Annotated in this window: 22 protein-coding genes; 12 read left to right on the forward strand and 10 right to left on the reverse strand. The window is 38.5% G+C overall.

All coding sequences use genetic code 11. The features are described from left to right. Nucleotides 1–43: 43 nt before the first annotated feature. The 5 genes from EGT34_RS03525 to EGT34_RS03545 all read left to right on the forward strand — a co-directional run bounded on the left by EGT34_RS03525 (nucleotide 44) and on the right by EGT34_RS03545 (nucleotide 6,326). On the forward strand, nucleotides 44–1,555 hold the full coding sequence (locus EGT34_RS03525) for an aldehyde dehydrogenase family protein (RefSeq protein WP_001269055.1): 1,512 nt from the start codon (nucleotides 44–46) through the stop codon (nucleotides 1,553–1,555). A 221-nt stretch (nucleotides 1,556–1,776) separates the two neighbouring features. Then, nucleotides 1,777–3,213: an ethanolamine permease gene (gene eat, locus EGT34_RS03530; protein ID WP_001075433.1), complete on the forward strand. Its 1,437-nt coding sequence runs from the start codon at nucleotides 1,777–1,779 to the stop codon at nucleotides 3,211–3,213. 14 nt (nucleotides 3,214–3,227) lie between these two features. Further along, nucleotides 3,228–4,613 carry an ethanolamine ammonia-lyase subunit EutB gene (locus tag EGT34_RS03535; RefSeq protein WP_000122162.1) on the forward strand — a complete coding sequence of 462 codons (1,386 nt, stop codon included), beginning with the start codon at nucleotides 3,228–3,230 and terminating at the stop codon, nucleotides 4,611–4,613. Between the two features lie 10 nt (nucleotides 4,614–4,623). Beyond that, the gene (gene eutC, locus EGT34_RS03540; RefSeq protein WP_024437199.1) at nucleotides 4,624–5,439 is read left to right on the forward strand and encodes an ethanolamine ammonia-lyase subunit EutC; all 816 of its coding nucleotides are present in this window, start codon (nucleotides 4,624–4,626) and stop codon (nucleotides 5,437–5,439) included. A 164-nt stretch (nucleotides 5,440–5,603) separates the two neighbouring features. Further along, the gene (locus EGT34_RS03545; RefSeq protein ID WP_001098477.1) at nucleotides 5,604–6,326 is read left to right on the forward strand and encodes a glutamine amidotransferase; all 723 of its coding nucleotides are present in this window, start codon (nucleotides 5,604–5,606) and stop codon (nucleotides 6,324–6,326) included. Nucleotides 6,327–6,751: 425 nt separating this feature from the next. On the opposite strand, the gene EGT34_RS03550 is transcribed toward EGT34_RS03545, so the two are convergent. Next, nucleotides 6,752–8,479: a glutamine--tRNA ligase/YqeY domain fusion protein gene (locus tag EGT34_RS03550; RefSeq protein ID WP_000803943.1), complete on the reverse strand. Its 1,728-nt coding sequence runs from the start codon at nucleotides 8,477–8,479 to the stop codon at nucleotides 6,752–6,754. A 168-nt stretch (nucleotides 8,480–8,647) separates the two neighbouring features. On the opposite strand from EGT34_RS03550, the gene EGT34_RS03555 reads away from it, so the two are divergent. After that, on the forward strand, nucleotides 8,648–9,157 hold the full coding sequence (locus tag EGT34_RS03555; RefSeq protein ID WP_000009660.1) for a peptidylprolyl isomerase: 510 nt from the start codon (nucleotides 8,648–8,650) through the stop codon (nucleotides 9,155–9,157). Nucleotides 9,158–9,172: 15 nt separating this feature from the next. Continuing rightward, nucleotides 9,173–9,892 carry a UDP-2,3-diacylglucosamine diphosphatase gene (locus tag EGT34_RS03560; protein WP_000221664.1) on the forward strand — a complete coding sequence of 240 codons (720 nt, stop codon included), beginning with the start codon at nucleotides 9,173–9,175 and terminating at the stop codon, nucleotides 9,890–9,892. A gap of 7 nt (nucleotides 9,893–9,899) precedes the next feature. Here the strand turns inward: EGT34_RS03560 and EGT34_RS03565 are convergent, their stop codons facing one another. Next, nucleotides 9,900–10,118: a hypothetical protein gene (locus tag EGT34_RS03565; protein ID WP_000459916.1), complete on the reverse strand. Its 219-nt coding sequence runs from the start codon at nucleotides 10,116–10,118 to the stop codon at nucleotides 9,900–9,902. 139 nt (nucleotides 10,119–10,257) lie between these two features. Here EGT34_RS03565 and nfsB point away from each other — a divergent pair, with 139 nt between their 5' ends. Continuing rightward, nucleotides 10,258–10,911, forward strand: a complete 654-nt coding sequence (gene nfsB / locus EGT34_RS03570; protein WP_000365041.1) for an oxygen-insensitive NAD(P)H nitroreductase — start codon at nucleotides 10,258–10,260, stop codon at nucleotides 10,909–10,911. A 38-nt stretch (nucleotides 10,912–10,949) separates the two neighbouring features. Here the strand turns inward: nfsB and EGT34_RS03575 are convergent, their stop codons facing one another. The 5 genes from EGT34_RS03575 to tsaE all read right to left on the reverse strand — a co-directional run bounded on the left by EGT34_RS03575 (nucleotide 10,950) and on the right by tsaE (nucleotide 15,906). Further along, nucleotides 10,950–11,807: a DMT family transporter gene (locus EGT34_RS03575; RefSeq protein ID WP_024437200.1), complete on the reverse strand. Its 858-nt coding sequence runs from the start codon at nucleotides 11,805–11,807 to the stop codon at nucleotides 10,950–10,952. 131 nt (nucleotides 11,808–11,938) lie between these two features. Then, nucleotides 11,939–12,445 (reverse strand): RNA chaperone Hfq, encoded by a 507-nt coding sequence (gene hfq, locus EGT34_RS03580; RefSeq protein ID WP_000033651.1) that lies wholly within the window; start codon nucleotides 12,443–12,445, stop codon nucleotides 11,939–11,941. Between the two features lie 94 nt (nucleotides 12,446–12,539). Beyond that, entirely contained in the window at nucleotides 12,540–13,484 is a 945-nt protein-coding gene (gene miaA, locus EGT34_RS03585) for a tRNA (adenosine(37)-N6)-dimethylallyltransferase MiaA (protein ID WP_000070779.1), read from the reverse strand. A gap of 6 nt (nucleotides 13,485–13,490) precedes the next feature. After that, a complete protein-coding gene (gene mutL / locus EGT34_RS03590) occupies nucleotides 13,491–15,440 on the reverse strand; it encodes a DNA mismatch repair endonuclease MutL (protein WP_024437201.1) in 1,950 nt (649 codons plus the stop codon). Next, entirely contained in the window at nucleotides 15,433–15,906 is a 474-nt protein-coding gene (gene tsaE / locus EGT34_RS03595; RefSeq protein WP_031944287.1) for a tRNA (adenosine(37)-N6)-threonylcarbamoyltransferase complex ATPase subunit type 1 TsaE, read from the reverse strand. Before tsaE ends, mutL begins: the two co-directional genes overlap by 8 nt. 119 nt (nucleotides 15,907–16,025) lie before the next feature. Here tsaE and EGT34_RS03600 point away from each other — a divergent pair, with 119 nt between their 5' ends. From EGT34_RS03600 to EGT34_RS03610, 3 genes are all read left to right on the forward strand, one after another. Continuing rightward, nucleotides 16,026–16,934 (forward strand): pseudouridine synthase, encoded by a 909-nt coding sequence (locus EGT34_RS03600; RefSeq protein WP_000097958.1) that lies wholly within the window; start codon nucleotides 16,026–16,028, stop codon nucleotides 16,932–16,934. A gap of 111 nt (nucleotides 16,935–17,045) precedes the next feature. Beyond that, entirely contained in the window at nucleotides 17,046–17,354 is a 309-nt protein-coding gene (locus EGT34_RS03605; protein WP_001232531.1) for a type II toxin-antitoxin system RelB/DinJ family antitoxin, read from the forward strand. Between the two features lie 97 nt (nucleotides 17,355–17,451). Beyond that, entirely contained in the window at nucleotides 17,452–17,895 is a 444-nt protein-coding gene (locus EGT34_RS03610) for a GNAT family N-acetyltransferase (protein WP_000637089.1), read from the forward strand. Here the strand turns inward: EGT34_RS03610 and EGT34_RS03615 are convergent. Next, nucleotides 17,888–18,592 carry a pseudouridine synthase gene (locus EGT34_RS03615; protein WP_024437202.1) on the reverse strand — a complete coding sequence of 235 codons (705 nt, stop codon included), beginning with the start codon at nucleotides 18,590–18,592 and terminating at the stop codon, nucleotides 17,888–17,890. The two genes, EGT34_RS03610 and EGT34_RS03615, sit on opposite strands and share 8 nt — an antisense overlap. Before the next feature lie 100 nt (nucleotides 18,593–18,692). After that, entirely contained in the window at nucleotides 18,693–18,911 is a 219-nt protein-coding gene (locus EGT34_RS03620; RefSeq protein ID WP_024437203.1) for a hypothetical protein, read from the reverse strand. 253 nt (nucleotides 18,912–19,164) lie between these two features. Between EGT34_RS03620 and EGT34_RS03625 the strand changes: the two genes are divergently transcribed. After that, nucleotides 19,165–19,617 carry a DUF441 domain-containing protein gene (locus tag EGT34_RS03625; RefSeq protein WP_000880860.1) on the forward strand — a complete coding sequence of 151 codons (453 nt, stop codon included), beginning with the start codon at nucleotides 19,165–19,167 and terminating at the stop codon, nucleotides 19,615–19,617. A 50-nt stretch (nucleotides 19,618–19,667) separates the two neighbouring features. Here the strand turns inward: EGT34_RS03625 and EGT34_RS03630 are convergent, their stop codons facing one another. Next, a complete protein-coding gene (locus EGT34_RS03630; protein WP_000890091.1) occupies nucleotides 19,668–20,588 on the reverse strand; it encodes a LysR family transcriptional regulator in 921 nt (306 codons plus the stop codon). Between the last annotated feature and the right edge of the window lie 56 nt (nucleotides 20,589–20,644).

The following is a 20,644-nucleotide window of genomic DNA, read 5'->3' on the forward strand; positions in this document are numbered from 1 at the left end:
TTCTTGTTAGTCTTTAGTCCTAAAAAAGCAAAGGAATATTTATATGCGCTATATCGATCCAAATCAACCAGGCTCAAAAGTTCAATTTAAATCACAATATGAAAATTTTATTGGCGGTGAATGGGTTGCACCTCTAAAGGGTGAATATTTTGATAATGTGTCACCAGTGGATGGAAAAGCTTTCACACGCATTCCACGCTCTAGTGCTGAAGATATTGAACTTGCTTTAGATGCAGCACACAAAGCGAAAGCTTCATGGAATAAATCTTCACCGACTACACGTTCTAATATACTTTTAAAAATTGCTGATCGTTTAGAAGCAAATCTTGAAATGCTTGCGGTTGCAGAAACTTGGGACAACGGTAAAGCAGTTCGTGAAACTTTAGCAGCTGACCTTCCACTTGCAATCGACCATTTCCGTTATTTCGCAGGATGTATTCGTGCTCAAGAAGGCGGCATCTCTGAAATTGATGAAGATACCATTGCCTACCATTTCCATGAACCACTAGGTGTGGTTGGTCAAATCATTCCATGGAACTTCCCGATTTTAATGGCTGCATGGAAGCTCGCTCCCGCTTTGGCGGCTGGTAACTGTGTGGTGATTAAGCCAGCTGAGCAAACTCCGGTAGGTATTTTGTTAGTTGCCGAACTCATCCAAGATATCTTACCGCCGGGCGTACTTAATATTGTGAATGGTTTCGGTGCAGAAGTTGGCCGTCCGTTAGCGACAAGCCCACGTATTGCCAAAATTGCGTTCACAGGTTCAACTCAAACTGGGCAAATGGTGATGCAATATGCGACCGAAAATATTATTCCAGTCACGCTAGAGCTTGGCGGCAAGTCACCGAACCTTTTCTTTGAAGACATCATGGATAAAGAAGATGACTTCTTAGAAAAAACGCTGGAAGGTTTTGCCATGTTTGCCTTAAACCAAGGTGAAGTATGTACTTGCCCTTCTCGTGCTTTAGTACAAGAAAGTATTGCTGATCAATTCTTAGAGTTGGCTGTTGAACGTGTAAAACGTATTAAAACTGGTCATCCTCTCGATACTGAAACCATGATTGGTGCTCAAGCATCTTTGCAACAACAAGAGAAAATCTTACGTTGTATTAATACGGGCCGTGAAGAAGGTGCAGAACTTTTACTGGGTGGTAGTGGCCGTAAAGAAGTAGGTGATGGTTTCTATGTTGATCCGACTATCTTTAAAGGCCACAACAGCATGCAAGTTTTCCAAGAAGAAATTTTTGGTCCTGTACTGGCTGTAACAACATTTAAAGACTTTGACGATGCAATCAAAATTGCCAACGACACCATGTATGGTTTAGGTGCAGGTGTTTGGTCACGTTCAGCCCATATTTCTTACCGTGCTGGTCGTGCTATTGAAGCAGGTCGTGTCTGGACAAACTGCTATAACATCTACCCTGCGCATGCTGCATTTGGTGGTTACAAAAAGTCTGGTATTGGTCGTGAAAACCATAAGATGATGCTGGATCACTATCAACAAACCAAAAACTTGTTGGTGAGTTATTCAACTAAACCTATGGGCTTCTTCTAAGTTTCGCACCAAGTTGATACCAAACTATCAACGCTAGAAGGAAGCAAGCTCATTAATTATATAAGAAGCCAGTAATTTAGATTGCTGGCTTTTTTATTTAGTACAGTCAGCTCTCAGATTTTTACTATCTGGAATAAAAAAGCATCATCTAATATTTAAAGCACATCATTTAGGCATTGCTTTTGCATTCATTCATACAAACCAACTCGCAGGAGTATTGTATGAATCAACCAGAAACAGCTTCCGTTATTTCTTCAAGCGCAGAAGTCTCATCAGCAGAATATTTTGCTCAGCGCCAACTTAAACAAGGTACCGTGGGTTGGTTACTCCTGATTGGTTTAGGTGTAGCGTATGTGATATCAGGTGATTTTGCTGGCTGGAACTTTGGTATTGCTCAAGGTGGTTGGGGTGGTATGTTTATTGCCACTGCTCTTGCTGCCTTGATGTACCTGTGTCTATGTCTTTCTATGTCAGAAATGTCCACCATGATGCCGACAGCAGGTGGCGGTTATAGTTTTGCACGTGCTGCCTTTGGACCTTTTGGTGGTTATTTAACAGGTACGGCGATTTTAATTGAATACGCAATTGCGCCTGCTGCTATTGCCGTATTTATTGGTGGTTATTGCGAATCTCTATTTGGTATTAATGGCTGGATGATTTACCTCGCCTGTTATGCCATTTTTATGGGTATACATCTCAAAGGTGCCGGCGAAGCTTTAAAAATCATGTTTGCGATTACACTTGTCGCCGCTGTTGCCCTTGTCGTGTTTATTGGGGCAATGATTCCACACTTTAATGCACAAAATTTATTTGATATTCCAGTTAGTACAGGTGTTGGCGCAAGTCTTTTTTTACCTCATGGCTACTTGGGCATCTGGGCCGCGGTTCCTTTTGCTATCTGGTTTTTTCTTGCAGTAGAAGGTGTTCCGTTAGCAGCAGAAGAAGCAAAAGATCCAGCCAAATCTCTGCCACGCGGTTTAATCGGTGCAATGCTCATCTTAACAGCATTTGCCATGCTTATTTTGTTCTTGGGTGCAGGCGCAGCAGGTGCAAGTACTTTACAAAACTCAGGCGCCCCTCTGGTAGATGCTTTGGTTAAAGTTTATGGCACCAACACTTGGCTTGCGACATTCGTAAACTTTGTGGGTTTAGCTGGTTTAATCGCAAGTTTCTTCTCAATTATCTATGCCTATTCGCGTCAAATCTTTGCATTGTCACGAGCTGGTTACTTACCTACTTCACTCTCTTTAACCAATAAAAATAAAGCCCCTTATCTTGCAATTATTATTCCGGGCATTATTGGGTTCTTGCTTTCACTTACCAAAGAAGGTGATTCACTGATTTTAATCGCGGTTTTTGGTGCCACCATTTCCTATGTGTTGATTCTTTTATCCCACATCAAACTACGCCTATCTAAACCCGACATGCCTCGTCCTTATAAAACTCCCGGAGGAATCATCACTTCAAGCATTGCACTAGTTTTAGCAGTCGCTGCTGTGGTCGCAGGTTTTGTTGTTAATCCGAAAGTTTGGTTTATTGCTGCCGCTATTTATGTCGTATTTATTGCTTACTTTTTACTCTATAGCCGTTATCATCTAGTTAAAGGCACACCAGAAGAAGAGTTTGCAAATATTAAAGCCGCAGAACAAGAACTATAAAAAAGGATGTAACTATGAGTTATCGGAATATTGTCGCCAATCAACAGTATCACTTTGCTGACCTAAAAACTTTAATGGCCAAAGCTACACCGTTACGTTCAGGAGATGAATTAGCAGGTGTAGCGGCCAGAGATGCAACTGAACATGTTGCGGCACAAATGACTTTGGCCGATGTACCGCTTAAAACTTTTTTAAATGAGGTTGTGGTCGATTACGATACCGATGAAATTACCCGTTTAATTATTGATGAACATGATCTGGCAGCCTTTGCCCCTATTTCACACTTTACAGTAGGTGATTTTCGAAATTGGTTACTTGGAGAAGAAGCCACTGCTCAAAGTTTAAAAGCCTTAGCATCAGGTTTAACTCCAGAAATGGTAGCTGCTGTCAGCAAAATTATGCGCAATCAAGATTTAATTTATGTCGCCAGCAAATGTGAAGTGGTCACCCAGTTTCGCAACACGATTGGTTTAAAAGGCCATCTTTCTACCCGTTTACAACCCAATCACCCGACCGATGATGTGCTCGGTATTTCTGCCAGTATTTTAGATGGTTTAATGTATGGCAATGGCGATGCCGTAATTGGCATTAACCCCGCCACAGATAATCTTCATAATTTGTCAGAGCTACTAAAATTACTTGATCATGTCATTCAGGAATATCAGATTCCAACACAATCTTGTGTTCTCACACATATCAGCTCAGGCATTCAACTTGCTGAAAAAAATGTGCCAATAGATTTAATGTTTCAATCAATCACTGGTACGCAGCTGGCTAATGAAGGTTTTGGAATTTCACTCGATTTACTACAAGAAGGATATGAAGCCACCCTCTCACTCAAGCGCGGAACCATTGGACAAAACGTCATGTACTTTGAAACGGGTCAAGGCAGTGCCCTATCAAGCAATGCTCATCACGGCGTTGACCAACAAACATTAGAAACTCGTGCCTATGCGGTGGCCCGTAAATACAATCCGCTTTTAGTGAATACAGTCGTTGGTTTTATTGGCCCCGAATATCTCTTTAACGGCAAACAAATTATACGTGCAGGACTGGAAGATCACTTCTGCGGTAAGTTACTTGGCGTGCCAATGGGCTGCGACATTTGTTATACCAACCATGCCGATGCCGACCAAAATGATATGGATGTACTTCTTACTCTATTTGGCGCCGCAGGCATTAACTTTATTATGGGGATTCCGGGTTCAGACGATGTCATGCTTAACTATCAAACCACTTCCTTTCATGATGCTCTCTATTTAAGACAACTCTTAGGTTTAAAACCCGCTCCTGAGTTCTCCGCTTGGCTTGAACAACAAGGGATTTTTAAACAGCAAAACTCTCAAATTTGTTGGGCAGACCATATGCCTGACCAATTCTCTCGTCTGCTTATGAACTAGGGAGAACACCATGAAACTTAATCGTGATATTCAATATCCATCCTCTACCCATCAGGATCAGTGGGAAAAGCTCAAACAGTTTACCGATGCCCGCATTGCTCTGGGTCGTGCAGGTTGTAGTATCCCAACACGCGCCTTACTTGAGTTTCAGTTGTCTCATGCACAAGCAAAAGATGCAGTTTATCAAGAGATGGATGTTTCCTACCTCTCGGAGCAATTAGCACAGCAGCAGCTGCAAAGTTTTCATATACAAAGTAATGCACCTAATAAAGAAATTTATCTTAAACGTCCAGATTTGGGGCGCCAACTTTCAAATCCATCAAAACATACCTTAATTAAGAAGTATGCAGAAAACCCTCAACAGTGTGATGTTTGTATTGTGGTAGGTGACGGTCTCTCTGCAAGAGCGATTGAAGCAAATGCTATCGTATTTATTGCAGCGCTAAGTGAACAAATTCAGCAAGAAAATTGGAGCCTTGCCCCGATTGTACTTGCAACAGGAAGCAGAGTTGCTTTAGGCGATGAAGTTGCAGAAATTTTTAAAGCATCCATGTTAGTCATGTTGATTGGAGAACGCCCTGGTTTAAGCTCTCCTGACAGTATGGGGATTTACTACACATGGAATGCATATTCAGGCTGTCTCGATTCCAAACGCAACTGTATTTCAAATGTTCGCTCAGCAGGTTTAAGTATTCCGGTTGCTGTACAACGTTTAATGGCATTAATGAGAAAATCAAAACAGCTTGGCTTTTCAGGAGTGAATTTAAAAGATGAACATCAACTTTCAAATATCGACCATAATGAAAACGCAAAGCTTTTATTTTAAATAGCAGATTACGCGTAGATAAGTCTTACCTACAAAATATTTATGCGTAACAAGATTATCTTAACGAAAAATAGCAATTTTCAGGTATTGACGATTTGTATGGATATTTTCTTCTTTATATTTATCGCTATACTCCACCTATTGGTCCTCTCTGAATCATTTGTATGAACACAACAAACGCCTTCCCTAAAACTATTTATGCCATTCAGCATCTTGCTTTCGAAGACCTAGGTTCATTAGAAGATGTTTTTTATCAACTTGGGTTTCGCGTCCGCTATTTTGAAGCAGGGGTGGATGATTTAACCCCTGCTTTTACACATGACGGTTTAACTATTATTTTAGGCGGCCCAATCGGAGTTTATGAAACCGAAGATTATCCGTTTTTAAACGATGAAATCGCTTTACTTAAACAACGCTTGGCAGCAGATAAACCTACACTTGGTATTTGCCTAGGCGCACAGCTTATTGCGCATGCACTTGGGGCCAAAGTATATGCAGGCCATCAAAAAGAAATTGGCTGGGGAGCCTTAAGCTTAAGTTTACGTCCTAATCAGGTATTATCACCTTTGCTTAATAATGTGCATGTTTTACACTGGCATGGCGACACTTTTGACCTGCCTGAAAACGCAGTGTTATTAGCGAGTTCAGAGATTTATACTAATCAGGCATTTGAAGTTGGAAATAATATTCTTGCCTTACAGTTTCATATTGAAACAACAGAAGAAAATTTTGAGAAATGGCTCATTGGCCATACATGTGAACTTCGCCATGCCAAAATTTCAATTCCCAAACTACGAGAAGAAAACTTACAATATGCTCAAGCACTTGAACATGCTGCATTTGAAGTTATTCAAAAGTTTCTAAAACGAATCGGATATAGTGGTTAAATTAGAAATTTCTAATATCTACAAAGGTTAGAGTTTACCATTTGGTATTAATTGTTTATTTTTCAAGCAAAGGGAAGTTTATATTCTATCTTTGGAAACATTTCTTAAAATTTTCAGTGTATTATTAATTTGTAACATAAAATATACGCTGAATTACTATGGATATCTGGAAATTTATTAAAAGCTTTAATACGGTCAATACTTATTTATTGCTTTCATGCGTTCTCCTCATCATCTTAGTTCTTTATTTTTATGTGATTAACCCGGCCTAAGCTACTTTGCCAAGGACGTTAATCATAAAGAAAAAGAAAATATGAGAAGACACCTGAATAAAAAGCCCAACTTTACAGTTGGGCTTTTTTATATCTGCTGTTTACTCACCACATGGTATTCGTCTTGCGAAAAAGTAAGAGATAATCAATCTCTTACTTTTTCTCAGGCTTAAAGCTATCTTTTAAGTCAAGAACACGGTTAAACACAGGCTTCTCAGGAGTATGATCGTATTGATCAGCAACGAAATAACCTTCGCGTTCAAACTGGAAGCGATCTTCTGGCTTCGCTTGAGCTAAAGCAGGTTCGATCACAGCTTGAACCACTTTCAAAGAATCTGGATTTAAGTTTGCTAAGAAATCATCACCAGTTTCAGGGTCAGCTTCTGTAAACAATCGATCATAAATACGTACTTCAGCAGGAATACCTTTAGTTGCAGATACCCAGTGAATTACGCCTTTTACTTTGCGGCCTTCAGGATTTTTACCTAAAGTATCCGGATCGATCGAACACTTCAGCTCAACGACTTCACCGTTTGCATCTTTAATGACTTCATCACACTTAATCACATATGCATGGCGTAAACGAACTTCACCATCAGGAATTAAACGTTTAAAGCCTTTTGGCGGTACTTCTTCGAAATCTTTACGGTCAATATAGATTTCTCTAGTTAATGGAATAACGCGCTCACCCATATCGACATTAGGATGACGAGCATGGGTAAGGTCTAAATCTTCCGGTAAGTTCGTAAGTGTTACTTTTAATGGATTTAACACTGCCATACCGCGCGCTGCCGTATTCTCTAAAGATTGACGAATACAGAACTCAAGCATTGCGACATCCACAATACCGTCAGTTTTAGACACACCTACACGTTTACAGAAATCACGTAGGCCTTCTGGTGTGAAACCACGGCGACGCATACCCACAACCGTTGGCATCCGAGGATCATCCCATCCATTCACATAACCGCCTTCAACCAATTTACGTAATTTACGTTTAGACGTAATGGTGTAATCTACGTTTAAACGAGAAGATTCATACTGGTGCGGCACAGCTTTAGACTTAACTTTTTCAACGATCCAGTCATAAAACGGACGGTGGTCTTGGAACTCTAATGTACAAAGTGAATGTGTGATTCCTTCGATCGCATCAGACAATGGATGAGCATAGTCATACATTGGGTAGATTTTCCACTTATCACCTGTTTGGTGATGCTCTGAATGTAAAACACGATACAAAATTGGGTCACGCATATGTACATTCGGGCTTGCCATATCAATTTTGGCACGTAAAACAGCTTCACCCTCTTTAAGTTCACCATTGCGCATTTTTTCAAAACGAGCAAGGTTTTCTTCAACAGAAGCATCACGATATGGCGAATTTTTACCTGGCTCAACAAAGCTCCCACGATTTAATTTGATTTCTTCTGGAGACTGCAAATCAACATATGCATCGCCTTGTTCAATCAACTGAATTGCCCAAGCATAAAGCTGATCAAAATAACCGGAAGCATAACGTGGTTCGCCATTCCAGCTAAATCCAAGCCATTTCACATCATTGGCGATACCATCAACATACTCTTGTTCTTCCGCATCCGGGTTGGTATCGTCAAAACGTAAATTACAAAGACCATTAAACTCTTCAGCAACGCCAAAGTTGAGGCAAATTGCTTTTACGTGACCAATATGTAAATAACCATTTGGTTCTGGCGGGAAACGCGTTACGATTTGTTTGGCACGTCCGGCAGCTAAATCATCGGTAATGACTTGGCGAACAAAATCTAATCCAGCCTGTTGTTCTTGCTGCGCAGAATCGACAGAGGCATGAGTATTCGGTGTCGGGTTGTTTGGCAGGTTCGAGACAACATCATTAGGCTTCATAGTGTATCAATCACTTCTTTGTAGATAAAATTTCGAAAAAATAAACGCTATCTTCATTTTTCACAAAGATTTTAACGTTTTTTACTTGCCTTGTAGTTTACAGTTTGCTTATGCTTCTCTCAACCAAAAACCCATGGTCAATTTGCCCATGTTTAGGAGATTAATGTAATGAGTTTTCCTCAAGTCGAATTAAACACCAACAAAGGTCGTATTGTTCTTGAGCTTAACACTGAAAAAGCACCGAAAACGGCTGCTAATTTTCTAGAATACGTACGTGACGGTTTCTATGATGGCGTGATTTTCCACCGCGTTATCGACGGTTTCATGATCCAAGGTGGTGGCTTTGACGAAAACTTCAAAGAAAAAGCAACTCGTGATGCGATTGAAAATGAAGCTGACAATGGTTTAAGCAACGATGTAGGTACCATTGCAATGGCACGTACTCAAGCTCCACACTCTGCTTCTGCACAATTCTTCATCAACGTAAAAAATAACTCTTTCTTGAACCATACTTCAAAAACTGCACAAGGTTGGGGTTATGCTGTATTCGGTAAAGTTGTTGAAGGTATGGACGTTGTAGAAGCAATCAAAGGCGTACGTACAGGTAACCGTGGTTATCACGCTGACGTTCCTTTAGAAAACGTTGTTATCGAATCTGCTAAAATTATTTCTGAATAATTTTAGGATAAAGCTGTGACTTATCTGTTTATTTCAGATTTACACTTGTCACCTGAACACCCTCGACTCGTTCGAGGGTTTTTAGATTTGTTGGTACATTATCAAAATAAACAAACACAGCTTTATATTTTAGGTGATTGGTTTAATGCTTGGATTGGTGATGACTATTCAGCGCCTTGGCTCGACGAAATTGTCGAGGCTTTGAAAGTATTTAACCAAAAAGGGAATCGCATTTATTTCCAAGTGGGTAACCGAGACTTTGCTTTAAATCAGGTTTTTCTTGATAAGTTTAATGGTGTATTACTTCCTGATATTTATTATCTCAACATTGCAGGTCACCAATACCGTTTGGAACATGGCGATGCGTTATGTACTGATGATATTTCCTATCAAAGATTTAAAAAAATTATCCGAAATCCCTTCCTAGTTGCTTTTTTACGCCGCACCCCCTTGAGTTTCCGTACAAAACTGGTCAATGGTTTTCGCAAAAGAAGTCATTCAGACAAACAGCAAAAAAGTTATGAAATTATGGATGTAAATGAACAAGCTGTTCTCTCTGCCCTCACAGATGTAGATATACTTATTCATGGACACACTCACCGTCCAGCAATTCATCAATTACAACATAAACAGCGGATTGTTCTTGGCGATTGGCGTGAAGATCATGCACAAATTTTAGAAATTGATCCCTCTTCACATCTGCAGCAAATCAAACTAACTGATTGGTATTATTAATTAATATTCAGTTATTTTTCAAATTCTTAGCTTGTTTATTTAAATCAAAATCCCAAATCATACATAGACAGGTAATAAATACAAATTTCCAGTTTATATGTGCATACTTTTGATATTCGATATATAAAATTAAAAGACATAATACAAATGCAAAAATTAGAAAGGCTTTAATAATTCTAATTTCTCGCAGCTTACTCTTTGCATCTTTGGGTATTAAATCAAACATTTTCAATAAATTATTAAAAAATTTATATAAGTATTATATTTCTTTATCACATTAAAATGCAGATGTTTTTCTCTAAAATCGCGTATGATGCCAAAGATTAGAACCCTTCCATTGTAATAAGATTGATATGGAGTAAAGTATGGATTTATTAAATACGGTTAAAAGTCGCTACACTACCAAAGCGTACGATCCCGAGAAAAAAATTCCTCAAGAAAAATTCAATAAGTTATTAGAAATTTTACGCTTTACCCCTTCTTCAGTGAATATTCAACCTTGGCATTTCTTGGTTGCAGACAATCCTACTGCTAAAGAACGCATTGCCAAAGCCTTAACAGGACGATATACCTACAATGCACCCAAGGTTCTTGAGTCATCACATACCCTTGTATTTTGTACAAGAACAGATATTTCACCCGAATATTTAAACCAGTTACTTGAACAAGATGATTTAAGTGGTCGTTTTAAAGATGAGAAAGCCAAACTTGGTCAAAAGGATACTCGTCATGGCTATGTTGAGTTTTACCGTAATGAGCAAAAGAACTTATTCGGCTGGATGGAAAATCAAACTTTTATCGCTTTAGGACAACTACTGTTTGCAGCTGGTCTTGAAGGTATAGATGCAACCCCAATGGGTGGCTTTGACGAAGATGTTTTAAATGAAGAATTTGGCTTAAAAGAAAAAGGTTTGCGTAGCTCTGTAATTGTTTCACTGGGTTATAGAAGCGAAAATGACTTCAATGCGAAATTGCCAAAATCTCGTCTGCCAGATGAAGTGATTTTTACACATTTATAAGAATTTAGTGGAGTTCAAAAGAACAGTCTTTTGAACTCCTATTTCATAGCTAAGGCTAAACTCACCAGTCCGCTTATTCCCAAAATCGTTCCTAAAATCGTTGGGAGTTTTAATTTTTCTTTATATAAAACTACGCCACAAACTATTCCAAGTAACACAACCAAAATATTCATACTCGCAAAGACAATGGCCGGAGAATCTTTGAGTAAAATATGCGCTTTAACGTATAGGGCAATGTTTGAAAAATTTAGTACGCCTAGCATTAACCCAGCAAAAGTATTTTTAAAATGCCATGCTGAATTTTTTTGAAATATTAAATAAATAATCGATAAAACAAAGGCCGTTATAAAAATTAGATTTAAAGTCAAAGTAAACTGTAGGCCTAAGCTACTCGTATATTTTAACAAGATATCTACAGCGGCATATCCAAACCAGACACTCATCAAAGCAAAAATTGCTTTTTTTGATTGAGATCCGGAAGACTCGTTGAAATGACCTAATAAAATTAAGAGAACAGCAAAAATTCCCAAACCTATCCCTAATAATTTAAGAGAATTAAACTGCTCTTGGAAAAAGAAATAAGCCGCCAATAAAGAAAGTACCACGGACAGCCGCTGAGCAATTTCGGTTTTGACAATACCTGCGTACTCTAAAGATTTAGCAAGGCATAAAAAGATACTCGGTAGAATGACGCCTAACGCCACAATTAGCCACCAAGATGTATGTTGTATAGAAATATGCTGAATATCTGGCTTAAACCACAGATAACATAGCAAGCTGGCACTTGCGTAATTCCATGCAATCATTTGCATGGGTTGATATCCCTTTTTCTTTAAATTTTTAAGTAGTACAGAAACCAGAACACTGCACAATGCTGCAGCAAATATTAATACCATTTGCAAAGAACCTATTAATCTAAATTTTAAGAAACAGAGATGGACCGCAGGTAGCTTTAATATGCTTTTTTATATTTTTAAAGCCATAAAAAAACCAGCCATCACTGACTGGTTTTTTTCAAGCTAATCAATTAACGATTGTTTTCGTCGTCTTGACCATCTTCAAATTTAGAATCGTTATCAAAACCGCCTTGATGTCCGCCGAAGCCGCCTTGACCACCAAAGCCGCCTTGACCACCAAAGCCGCCTTGACCACCGAAGCCGCCTTGACCACCGAAGCCGCCTTGACCACCGAAGCCACCTTGACCACCAAAGCCACCTTGACCACCGAAGCCAGCACCTTGAGCACCACCAAAGCCAGCGCCTTGACCACCGAAGCCACCTTGACTACCACCCTGAGCTGGGAAACCTGCACCTTGTGCACCTGCTGGACGTGGGTTACGAGCTGGAACAACTGTAGAAATTGCGTGTTTGTAAACCATTTGACTTACAGTATTTTTTAATAAAACAACATATTGGTCAAAAGATTCAATATGACCTTGTAATTTAATACCGTTAACAAGGAAAATAGAAACTGGGATGCGTTCTTTACGGAGAGAATTTAAGAACGGATCTTGTAAAGTTTGACCTTTAGACATTTTTAACTCCAAAAAAAAATTTTTAAATCAGCGCAAAAAAACTATCTTTATTTTTCAACTAAAAATTATAAAAAGACAGTGTGCAAATTTTGCTTTATCCATAAGAGTTTCGCAAGTCTTCTTTCGCCTGCTTTATCGTCAAGTAAGTTTTAAAATCGTGTATTTCTTGCAAAGAACGTAACCACGTATATTGACGTTTGGCAAGTTGTCGTGTTGCAAATAAGGCTTTATCCTCCATTTCCTGCTTTTTTTTGAGACTCATATCACTTTTTAATAGAAATTCTAGAGCTTGTCGATAACCAACAGAACGCATAGAGGGTAAATTTTCATCTAAATCGTATTTTTCAATTAGAGACTCGACTTCACTCAAAAAACCGATATCCCACATTTTGCTTAATCTTTGCTCAATGCGTTGATGTAATTCTAACCGATCTGGAAGTAAAGCGTAGTTATGAAATGTGTATCGATATGGTACATTTTTTGGTTGTTCTGCCTGCAATTTGGTAATTGGTTGACCTGTAATACGGTAAACTTCCAACGCCCGAATAATTCTTTGTTTATCAGAAACCTTAAACTTTACTCCAGCCGCCGGATCTACTGCTACCAGCTCATCATAAACAGCTTGCCACCCTTCATTTGCTGCTTTTTCTTCAATTGCTGCGCGAACATTTGCATCTGCACTTGGCAAGTTACTTGATAATCCTTCTAAAAGAGCTTTGAAATACAGCATGGTTCCTCCTACCAAAATAGGAGTTTTGCCACGTGAATGCATCTCATCAATTAAAGCACAAGCATCTTCAACAAACTGAGCAGCCGAATAGACCTCAAGTGGAGTAATAATATCAATTAAATGATGTGGATATAGCTCCTGCTCTTCACGTGTTGGCTTAGCCGTACCAATATCCATATCTTTATATACAAGTGCAGAATCAACTGAAATTAATTCAAAATTTCCACGTTCATAGAGTTCACATGCCAAAGCGGTTTTTCCGCTTGCAGTCGGTCCCATTAAATTGATGACGGGCAATTGGTTTGACATGTAAAACTACTCTCCTCGAGCAAATAATTTATCTAGTTGAGATAATGGAAATGCACGCCAAGTTGGGCGACCATGGTTACATTGGCTCGCAAATTCGGTTTGTTCCATTTGGCGAAGTAAAGCATTCATTTCTGAGAGACTAAGTTGTCGATGAGCACGTACTGCACCATGACACGCCATACCAGCTAACAGTTCATCACGCTTTTGCAATAAACCTTGTGCTTCATCATTTGGATCTAAGTCATTGAGAAGTTCGGGAATAAGATTTTCAAAATCCGCTTTTTGCAAAATAGCCGGCACACCACGCACAATGACTTGCTCATCGCCATATAAATCAATCTCTAACCCTAAGCGTTCAAGCTGAGGTTTTAAATCCTCAACACGAACAGCTTGCATACGACTAATTGAGATCACTTTAGGGATAAGCAACTGTTGAGATGTCCAAAACTCAGGCTTATCCCAAGCATTTTTCATTTGTTGCAGCAAAATACGCTCATGTGCTGCATGCATATCAACAATAATCAAGCCTTCAGTATTTTGCGCCAAAATATAAATTCCATGAAGCTGGGCAATTGCGATACCTAGTGGAAATTCATCTACCTTAGCGACAGGCTCAATACTTTCATCAACTGAAAAATTAGCAGGTTGATCACGTAATGGTGCCAAGTAAGTCTTTAATGCATTATTTAACTGCGCAGAACCATTATATTTTGGAGTTTGTTCCGCATAATGAACAGCTTGGGGACGACTATTATTAAAATCAGTTAAAAGCTCAGTAGAAGGCTGATAACCATTTGGTTTGTCTACTGCTGTATCAGCGGCTTGCGCTGTACGGTGCAATGTAAATTGTTCTTGGTATTTAGGCTGAGGTTGTACCGAAAGATTTTGAGTATCGTCCACTTTCATGGCTTGTGCTAAATCAGCACTAGCTGTCTGAAATTGTGCTAGCGTTTCTTTAGCATAATGTCTTACAAACTCATGTACTTCACGTTGATTTAGAAAACGAATCTCATGTTTCGTCGGGTGAACGTTAACATCAATATTTTCAGGATCGACTTCTAAGAAAAGTAAATAAGATGAATGCTGATGGCCATGTAAAATACCGTCATATGCCATTCTTAAAGCATGTGAAATGGTTTTATCTTTCACAATCCGGCCATTTACATACACATATTGTAAGTCTGCTTGGGCACGTGCATCTGAAGGATGCCCTAGCCAACCTGACAAACGCATATTAATTTCGGCATCGATCCAGTAAGCATTTTGAACAAACTGTTGACCCAATAATTGCTGTACACGCTGAAATCTTAATTCACCGCTATCTGCTATTGGTAAATTAATTCGAATATTATCGTTATGCTCAAGTACAAAACGTATATCAAAATGCGTTAAAGCTAAACGGCGTACAATTTCTTCAATATGCCCAAATTCAGTGGTTGGTTTTTTTAAAAATTTACGGCGAGCGGGCACATTAAAAAACAAGTCCTGAACTCGAATATGGGTGCCCTTTTGTGCAGCAACAGCTTGGACTTGTTGATGATCAAAGGCGGTACCATTCACCTCAACCTGATGACCAATTCCGCTTTCATCTTGGCTACTGGTTAAAGTCAATCGTGAAACTGCTGCAATAGAAGCAAGTGCTTCACCACGGAAACCTAAGCTAACAATGGCATGTAAATCTTCTGCTGTTTTAATTTTACTGGTTGCATGGCGCATCACTGCCAATGGTAAATCATCAGGATGAATCCCATGTCCATTGTCAATAATCTCGATTAATGTTGAGCCGCCTTGTGCAATCCGCACAATTAATTCGGTTGCACCTGCATCAATTGAGTTTTCTAATAATTCTTTTACGACCGATGAAGGACGTTCAATCACCTCACCGGCAGCAATCTGGTTCGCTAACGCGGCGTCTAATGTATGAATACGACGTTGTGTTAGCTTTTCATCAGTCATGAAGCTGTTCCTGCAAAGTCTGGTATAAATGCTCTGTTGGTAAAGTTAAGGTGACGAAACGATTGAGTTCATCATCTGATTTTTGAATATCAATGATGATATCTGCTTCAGGGATTTCGTCTCCACCTTTCGATGGCCACTCAAATAAAAATAGTGCATCCTGAATATCTAGATAATCACGGATTCCCATTAATTCAAGTTCGTACGGGTCATTGAGACGATATAAGTCAAAATGAAAAATTTCTTTATTATTGATTTTATATGGTTCAACCAACGTATACGTCGGACTTTTAACCGAGCCTTTATGCCCTAGAGCTTGCAAAAAATAACGGGTCAATGTCGTTTTACCGGCGCCCAAATCTCCAATCAGATAAATCACGCCAGCTTGAACATGCTGCGCCAATGCCTGAGCTAAACGCTGGGTATCTTCTTCATGATTTAAGACCATTTTCAATGAATACGACATAACACACATAACATGATTCAAAATAATCGATATGATACCATTGCCCTGCTTTAAAGCCTACTTAAGTGCTTAACGTTGGCTTTTTTTACATCACATTTATCAAATATTGACACACTTTTATGTCTAGCCCGATTGAATTTTTCCCACCTATGATTGATGGCGTAAGCGCAAGCCAAGTCTATCTTCCTCCACAAACGACAGCACAAACCATCTATCAATTTCTTTGCGAAAATTTTCCTCATATAAAAGCAACAGAGTGGCAGCAGCGTTTTCAAGATGGGCTTATTTACGCGGCAAATGGCGAAAAATTAACATTAAACAGCTCTTATATAGCAAACACACATATTTTTTATTACCGATTCCTTGCTAACGAAGTACATGTTCCCTTTGAGCATCAGATTTTATTTGAAAATGATGATTTGCTTGTTGTAGATAAACCCCATTTTTTAACGATTAGCCCAACAGGGCAATATGTACAAGAAACATTATTAGTCCGACTAAAAAAGCAAACTGGCAATGAGTTTTTAACCCCGATCCACCGATTAGATCGTGAAACTGCCGGTGTCGTTTTATTTTGCAAACGACCGCAGTCACGTGGAATTTACCAACAGTTATTTGCAGATCGTCAAGTCAATAAGATTTACCATGCAATCGCTCCATATAAAGCTGAATTAAAATTTCCTCAGAGTTTAAAACTGTATTTAGATAAAGGTACACCCTTTTATACAATGCAGGTGATTGCACATACAAAAACCAATACCGAAACTAAAATTGAGCTGATTGAACATAATCACTCATGGGCTAAATATTGTTTAACGCCAACCACCGGAAAACAGCATCAACTCCGCGTCCATTTAAATCATTTGGGAATTCCGATTAAAAATGATCCGTTTTATCCAATAGTTCAACATAAAGCCGATGATGATTTTTCTCAGCCCTTACAGCTTCTAGCTAAGCAAATTTCTTTTATAGACCCGCTAACAAAACAGGAAATGGTTTTCAATTCACAGCTTGAATTGACACTGTAATCGCATCGTAATGACAAAAAGATTATTTTTTATGCTGAAAGACATTGAAATTACATTCCGATGGTTTAAAATAAATCCCTAAAAATTAAAAATCATTTGGTTTTGTTATTCATGCGAAAAACAGAAGTTTATCAGGTTCGACTTGACTCCCAAGAGAAAAAACAGGCTTTTGCTGTTTTTAAACAATTGGGGATTACCCCTGCCCAAGCAGTGCGACTGTTCTTTAAACAAGTCGTCTTAACCAAATCTATTCCTTTTGCGATCGAAAACCAGAATATTAATATGGAACAATTATTAAAACTGAGAAAAGCAAAAGCATCTTCATTAAATCAGAACGCTTCAACTTTAAATGAAGATGATGACCATGAAGATTTATTTGAAGAGTTAAATGCACTATTAGGTGAAAGTGACAAAACTTAACGGTGTTGCATTTTTAAACAACTTTTAACGTCAATTCGCTTCTTTTTTAGTTATGCTCTCTTTGTAAAAATATAAACATAAATACAAGGAGCGCCTAATGATTGTAAGACGAGCGACCTATGAAGATCTAAGCCAACTCGCTGTCCTATTTGATGAATACCGTCAATTTTATGGTGCATCTTCTAATCTCGAAGAATCCCATCATTTCTTAAAACAACGTTTTGAGAATAAAGAGAGCGTATTTTTCATCCATATTAAGGACGAAAAAATTACTGGGTTCGTATTGCTTTATTTAGGTTTTTCTTCAGTTGCTTGTTCAACTTACTACATCTTAGATGATGTATATGTTACCCCCCTATTCCGTCGTCAAGGCTCAGCAAAACAGCTCATTGATACAGCGATTTTATTTGCAAAACAAGAAAATGCTTTACGTATTAGCCTAGAAACCCAATCGAATAATCATGAATCTCACCGCCTCTATGAAAAAATGGGGTTTATTAGAGACAGTGAGTTTCAGACATTTCATTGTTTTCTTAAATAATATTTTGAGCGAGTTGTTTTTCCTGCTCCGACAAATATACCCAATCCCCGTCCTCAATTTCAGGTAGAACCAATTGACCAATTTGATGTCGATGTAACTTCTCGACTTTATTGCCTACGGCTGCAATCATTCTTTTGACTTGATGATAAACACCTTGATGAATAGTCATCGTTAATTGATGAGTTCCTAGTAGTGCTACATCTGTGGCAGCAAATACCCCCTTTTCTTGGTGTAAATTAACACCTTGAGTAAGCATTTCAATTTGCTCAGGGGTTACGGGGTCGTAAGTTGTAACGTGATAAACCTTTGGTACATGTTTACGAGGATGAGTTAAAGCTTGTAGATATTTACCATCATCAGTAAGTAAAAGCAGACCCGTTGTGTCTTGATCCAAGCGTCCAACCGCCTGCACACCACGATGAATCATGGTCTCAGGCAGTAGGCTAAAAACACTTTGATGATGCTGAGGATGATGAGAACACTCAAAACCTTGAGGTTTTCTTAGAGCAATATAAATTTTTTCTCTATATTGATAATTTTGACCAAAAACGGAAAACTCAAAATTTTCTGGGGAGAACTGCTTTTTGAGATCACTCACAACCTCCCCATCAATACTTACTGAACCATTTTTTATTAACTGCTGACAATATTTACGTGAACCAAACCCTTGTGATTGTAAAATTTTTTCCAGCAGCATAAAGCTTTCTCTTTAAAACGAAACCATTATTTTAACGTAATTTTAGTGTTTTATTACCTTCTGCTTTATCATCTTCGCATTTAACTTCATTAACTTTGAATTATTCTTCAATGACACGATAAATTTTTTCGTTTTGTTCACTTTCAAATAGCAATTCTGTAGTGGGTAAGATCACCTCATTATCTACAATAATATGTTCGATACGCTGACTTAGCTTTAAAGGCTCATTTTCATGTTCAACTAAATTCTTCTTTAATTGAGCTTTCGCATCATAAATTTGATCAAATTGGTCTTTGATCTTGATATCTATAATATCCATAAGATTAATCCTGTACTCATGAGTAGTGATTATTTTTATATCACACTATCTCAAAAGAATACTTTTTAAGTTGTTAATTTATATAACATTGTTTCCAAGCGTAACCACAGATAAAACTCTTTATCATTGAGTCATATACAAGAAAATTTCCACTAAAAAGCCTTTGTTTGATCTTTTTTAACCTTAAAAGCTCTGACATTTTGGCTCTCAATTATTATACAATTCAAATTATTTGCTTTTCTTGCCGCTTCTCATGCTTGCCCAATTTGATGTTAATTTAGTTGTTTTATTAGTTTTACTTATCTGCGGTTTACTAAGTCAAAATGCAGCTGTAACCATCGCAGCAGGTATTTTAATCGTCATAAAAATCACGCCATTAAATCAATTTTTTCCTTATATTCAGGCACATGGACTAAACTTAGGCATACTTATTCTAACAATTGGCGTACTCACCCCTATTGCAAGTGGCAAGCTTAGTGGAGAGAGTATTTTAAAATCCTTTATTAGTTTTAAATCTTTAGTCGCTATTGCAATTGGTCTGCTCGTCGCGTGGCTAGGTGGTCGTGGTGTAAAACTTATGTCGAGCCAACCTGATGTTGTGGCAGGCTTACTTATTGGTACGGTTGCAGGTGTAGCGTTACTCCGTGGTGTACCTGTTGGCCCGCTGATTGCAGCAGGTCTATTATCTTTGTTTATAGGTAAATAAAAGGCACCCGAAGGTACCTTTTAATAAATGCTTAGGCTAAATAAGTACTTTTAGCCTGAATAGTAAGAAGTGCGTTTTAAAGAAAACTTTTCTAGCTGCTTTAAGAAACCTTCAAAGTAGCTCTTCTCTTTTTCTTCAGTTCGATAACCTGCATACAATGTACGTCTTAAACCTGCTGAAGAAACACAATCTAGACGACGGCTAGTCACCCAACCCTTTTGCTCGTATTCATTGACTACCCAATCTGGCAAAGCAGCAATACCTCGGCCACTCGCAACAAGTTGAATAAGCATTTGCGTTAAGTCTGTTGTTCGGATTTGTTTTGGTTGAATATTTGCAGGTATAAACAGTTTCGACATGATATCTAAACGGTGCTTATCAACCGGGTAAGTAATAAGAACCTCTTCTGCGAGATCCTGAACAGTAATATTTTCAGCACGAACCAATCGATGAGTATTTGATAAAACCAAACGCGACTCATATTCAAAAATCGGGAAGTATTCGATTCCTTTTAGTGCGATCGGATCGGCTGTAATAAGTAAATCAAACTCAGCATTTTGTAAAAGTTCATGTGGATTCGCTTCAAACCCCGAAGCAAAGTCTAAATCGACGTCTGGATATTGCTGACGATACTGATTAAGTAAAGGCATTAGCCAGTCAAAACAGCTATGACATTCAGATGAAAAAATAATTCTGCCCGTTTGTCCGTGCACAATACGTGTAATATCACTCTGAGTAATCTGAATTTGCGGCAATACATCATCAGCTAACTTAAGTAGGCGCTGTCCTACATTAGAAAAACTAACAGGTCGACTGCGGCGATTAACCACCTCTACCCCATACCAATGATCTAATTCTTTTAATTGGTGAGAAATAGCCGAGGGCGTTAAGCATAGGTCATTAGCTGCAGCGACCAGTGAACCATGTTCACGTAAAGCAACTAAAGTTTTAAGGTGTCGAATTTCTAACATGGGCACAAGCCTGAATACATAAATTTATCTATAAATTTTTAAGTTATCTCTTGTTT

The organism is Acinetobacter sp. FDAARGOS_558, from assembly GCF_003937785.1.
GTDB classification, from domain to species: domain Bacteria; phylum Pseudomonadota; class Gammaproteobacteria; order Pseudomonadales; family Moraxellaceae; genus Acinetobacter; species Acinetobacter baumannii.

Coding starts and splice junctions, on each gene's coding strand:
- EGT34_RS03525 (WP_001269055.1), top strand. CDS start 44: ATGCGCTATATCGATCCAAATCAACCAGGCTCAAAAGTTCAATTTAAA.
- eat (WP_001075433.1), top strand. CDS start 1,777: ATGAATCAACCAGAAACAGCTTCCGTTATTTCTTCAAGCGCAGAAGTC.
- EGT34_RS03535 (WP_000122162.1), top strand. CDS start 3,228: ATGAGTTATCGGAATATTGTCGCCAATCAACAGTATCACTTTGCTGAC.
- eutC (WP_024437199.1), top strand. CDS start 4,624: ATGAAACTTAATCGTGATATTCAATATCCATCCTCTACCCATCAGGAT.
- EGT34_RS03545 (WP_001098477.1), top strand. CDS start 5,604: ATGAACACAACAAACGCCTTCCCTAAAACTATTTATGCCATTCAGCAT.
- EGT34_RS03550 (WP_000803943.1), bottom strand. CDS start 8,479: ATGAAGCCTAATGATGTTGTCTCGAACCTGCCAAACAACCCGACACCG.
- EGT34_RS03555 (WP_000009660.1), top strand. CDS start 8,648: ATGAGTTTTCCTCAAGTCGAATTAAACACCAACAAAGGTCGTATTGTT.
- EGT34_RS03565 (WP_000459916.1), bottom strand. CDS start 10,118: ATGTTTGATTTAATACCCAAAGATGCAAAGAGTAAGCTGCGAGAAATT.
- nfsB (WP_000365041.1), top strand. CDS start 10,258: ATGGATTTATTAAATACGGTTAAAAGTCGCTACACTACCAAAGCGTAC.
- EGT34_RS03575 (WP_024437200.1), bottom strand. CDS start 11,807: ATGGTATTAATATTTGCTGCAGCATTGTGCAGTGTTCTGGTTTCTGTA.
- hfq (WP_000033651.1), bottom strand. CDS start 12,445: ATGTCTAAAGGTCAAACTTTACAAGATCCGTTCTTAAATTCTCTCCGT.
- miaA (WP_000070779.1), bottom strand. CDS start 13,484: ATGTCAAACCAATTGCCCGTCATCAATTTAATGGGACCGACTGCAAGC.
- mutL (WP_024437201.1), bottom strand. CDS start 15,440: ATGACTGATGAAAAGCTAACACAACGTCGTATTCATACATTAGACGCC.
- tsaE (WP_031944287.1), bottom strand. CDS start 15,906: ATGTCGTATTCATTGAAAATGGTCTTAAATCATGAAGAAGATACCCAG.
- EGT34_RS03600 (WP_000097958.1), top strand. CDS start 16,026: ATGTCTAGCCCGATTGAATTTTTCCCACCTATGATTGATGGCGTAAGC.
- EGT34_RS03605 (WP_001232531.1), top strand. CDS start 17,046: ATGCGAAAAACAGAAGTTTATCAGGTTCGACTTGACTCCCAAGAGAAA.
- EGT34_RS03610 (WP_000637089.1), top strand. CDS start 17,452: ATGATTGTAAGACGAGCGACCTATGAAGATCTAAGCCAACTCGCTGTC.
- EGT34_RS03615 (WP_024437202.1), bottom strand. CDS start 18,592: ATGCTGCTGGAAAAAATTTTACAATCACAAGGGTTTGGTTCACGTAAA.
- EGT34_RS03620 (WP_024437203.1), bottom strand. CDS start 18,911: ATGGATATTATAGATATCAAGATCAAAGACCAATTTGATCAAATTTAT.
- EGT34_RS03625 (WP_000880860.1), top strand. CDS start 19,165: ATGCTTGCCCAATTTGATGTTAATTTAGTTGTTTTATTAGTTTTACTT.
- EGT34_RS03630 (WP_000890091.1), bottom strand. CDS start 20,588: ATGTTAGAAATTCGACACCTTAAAACTTTAGTTGCTTTACGTGAACAT.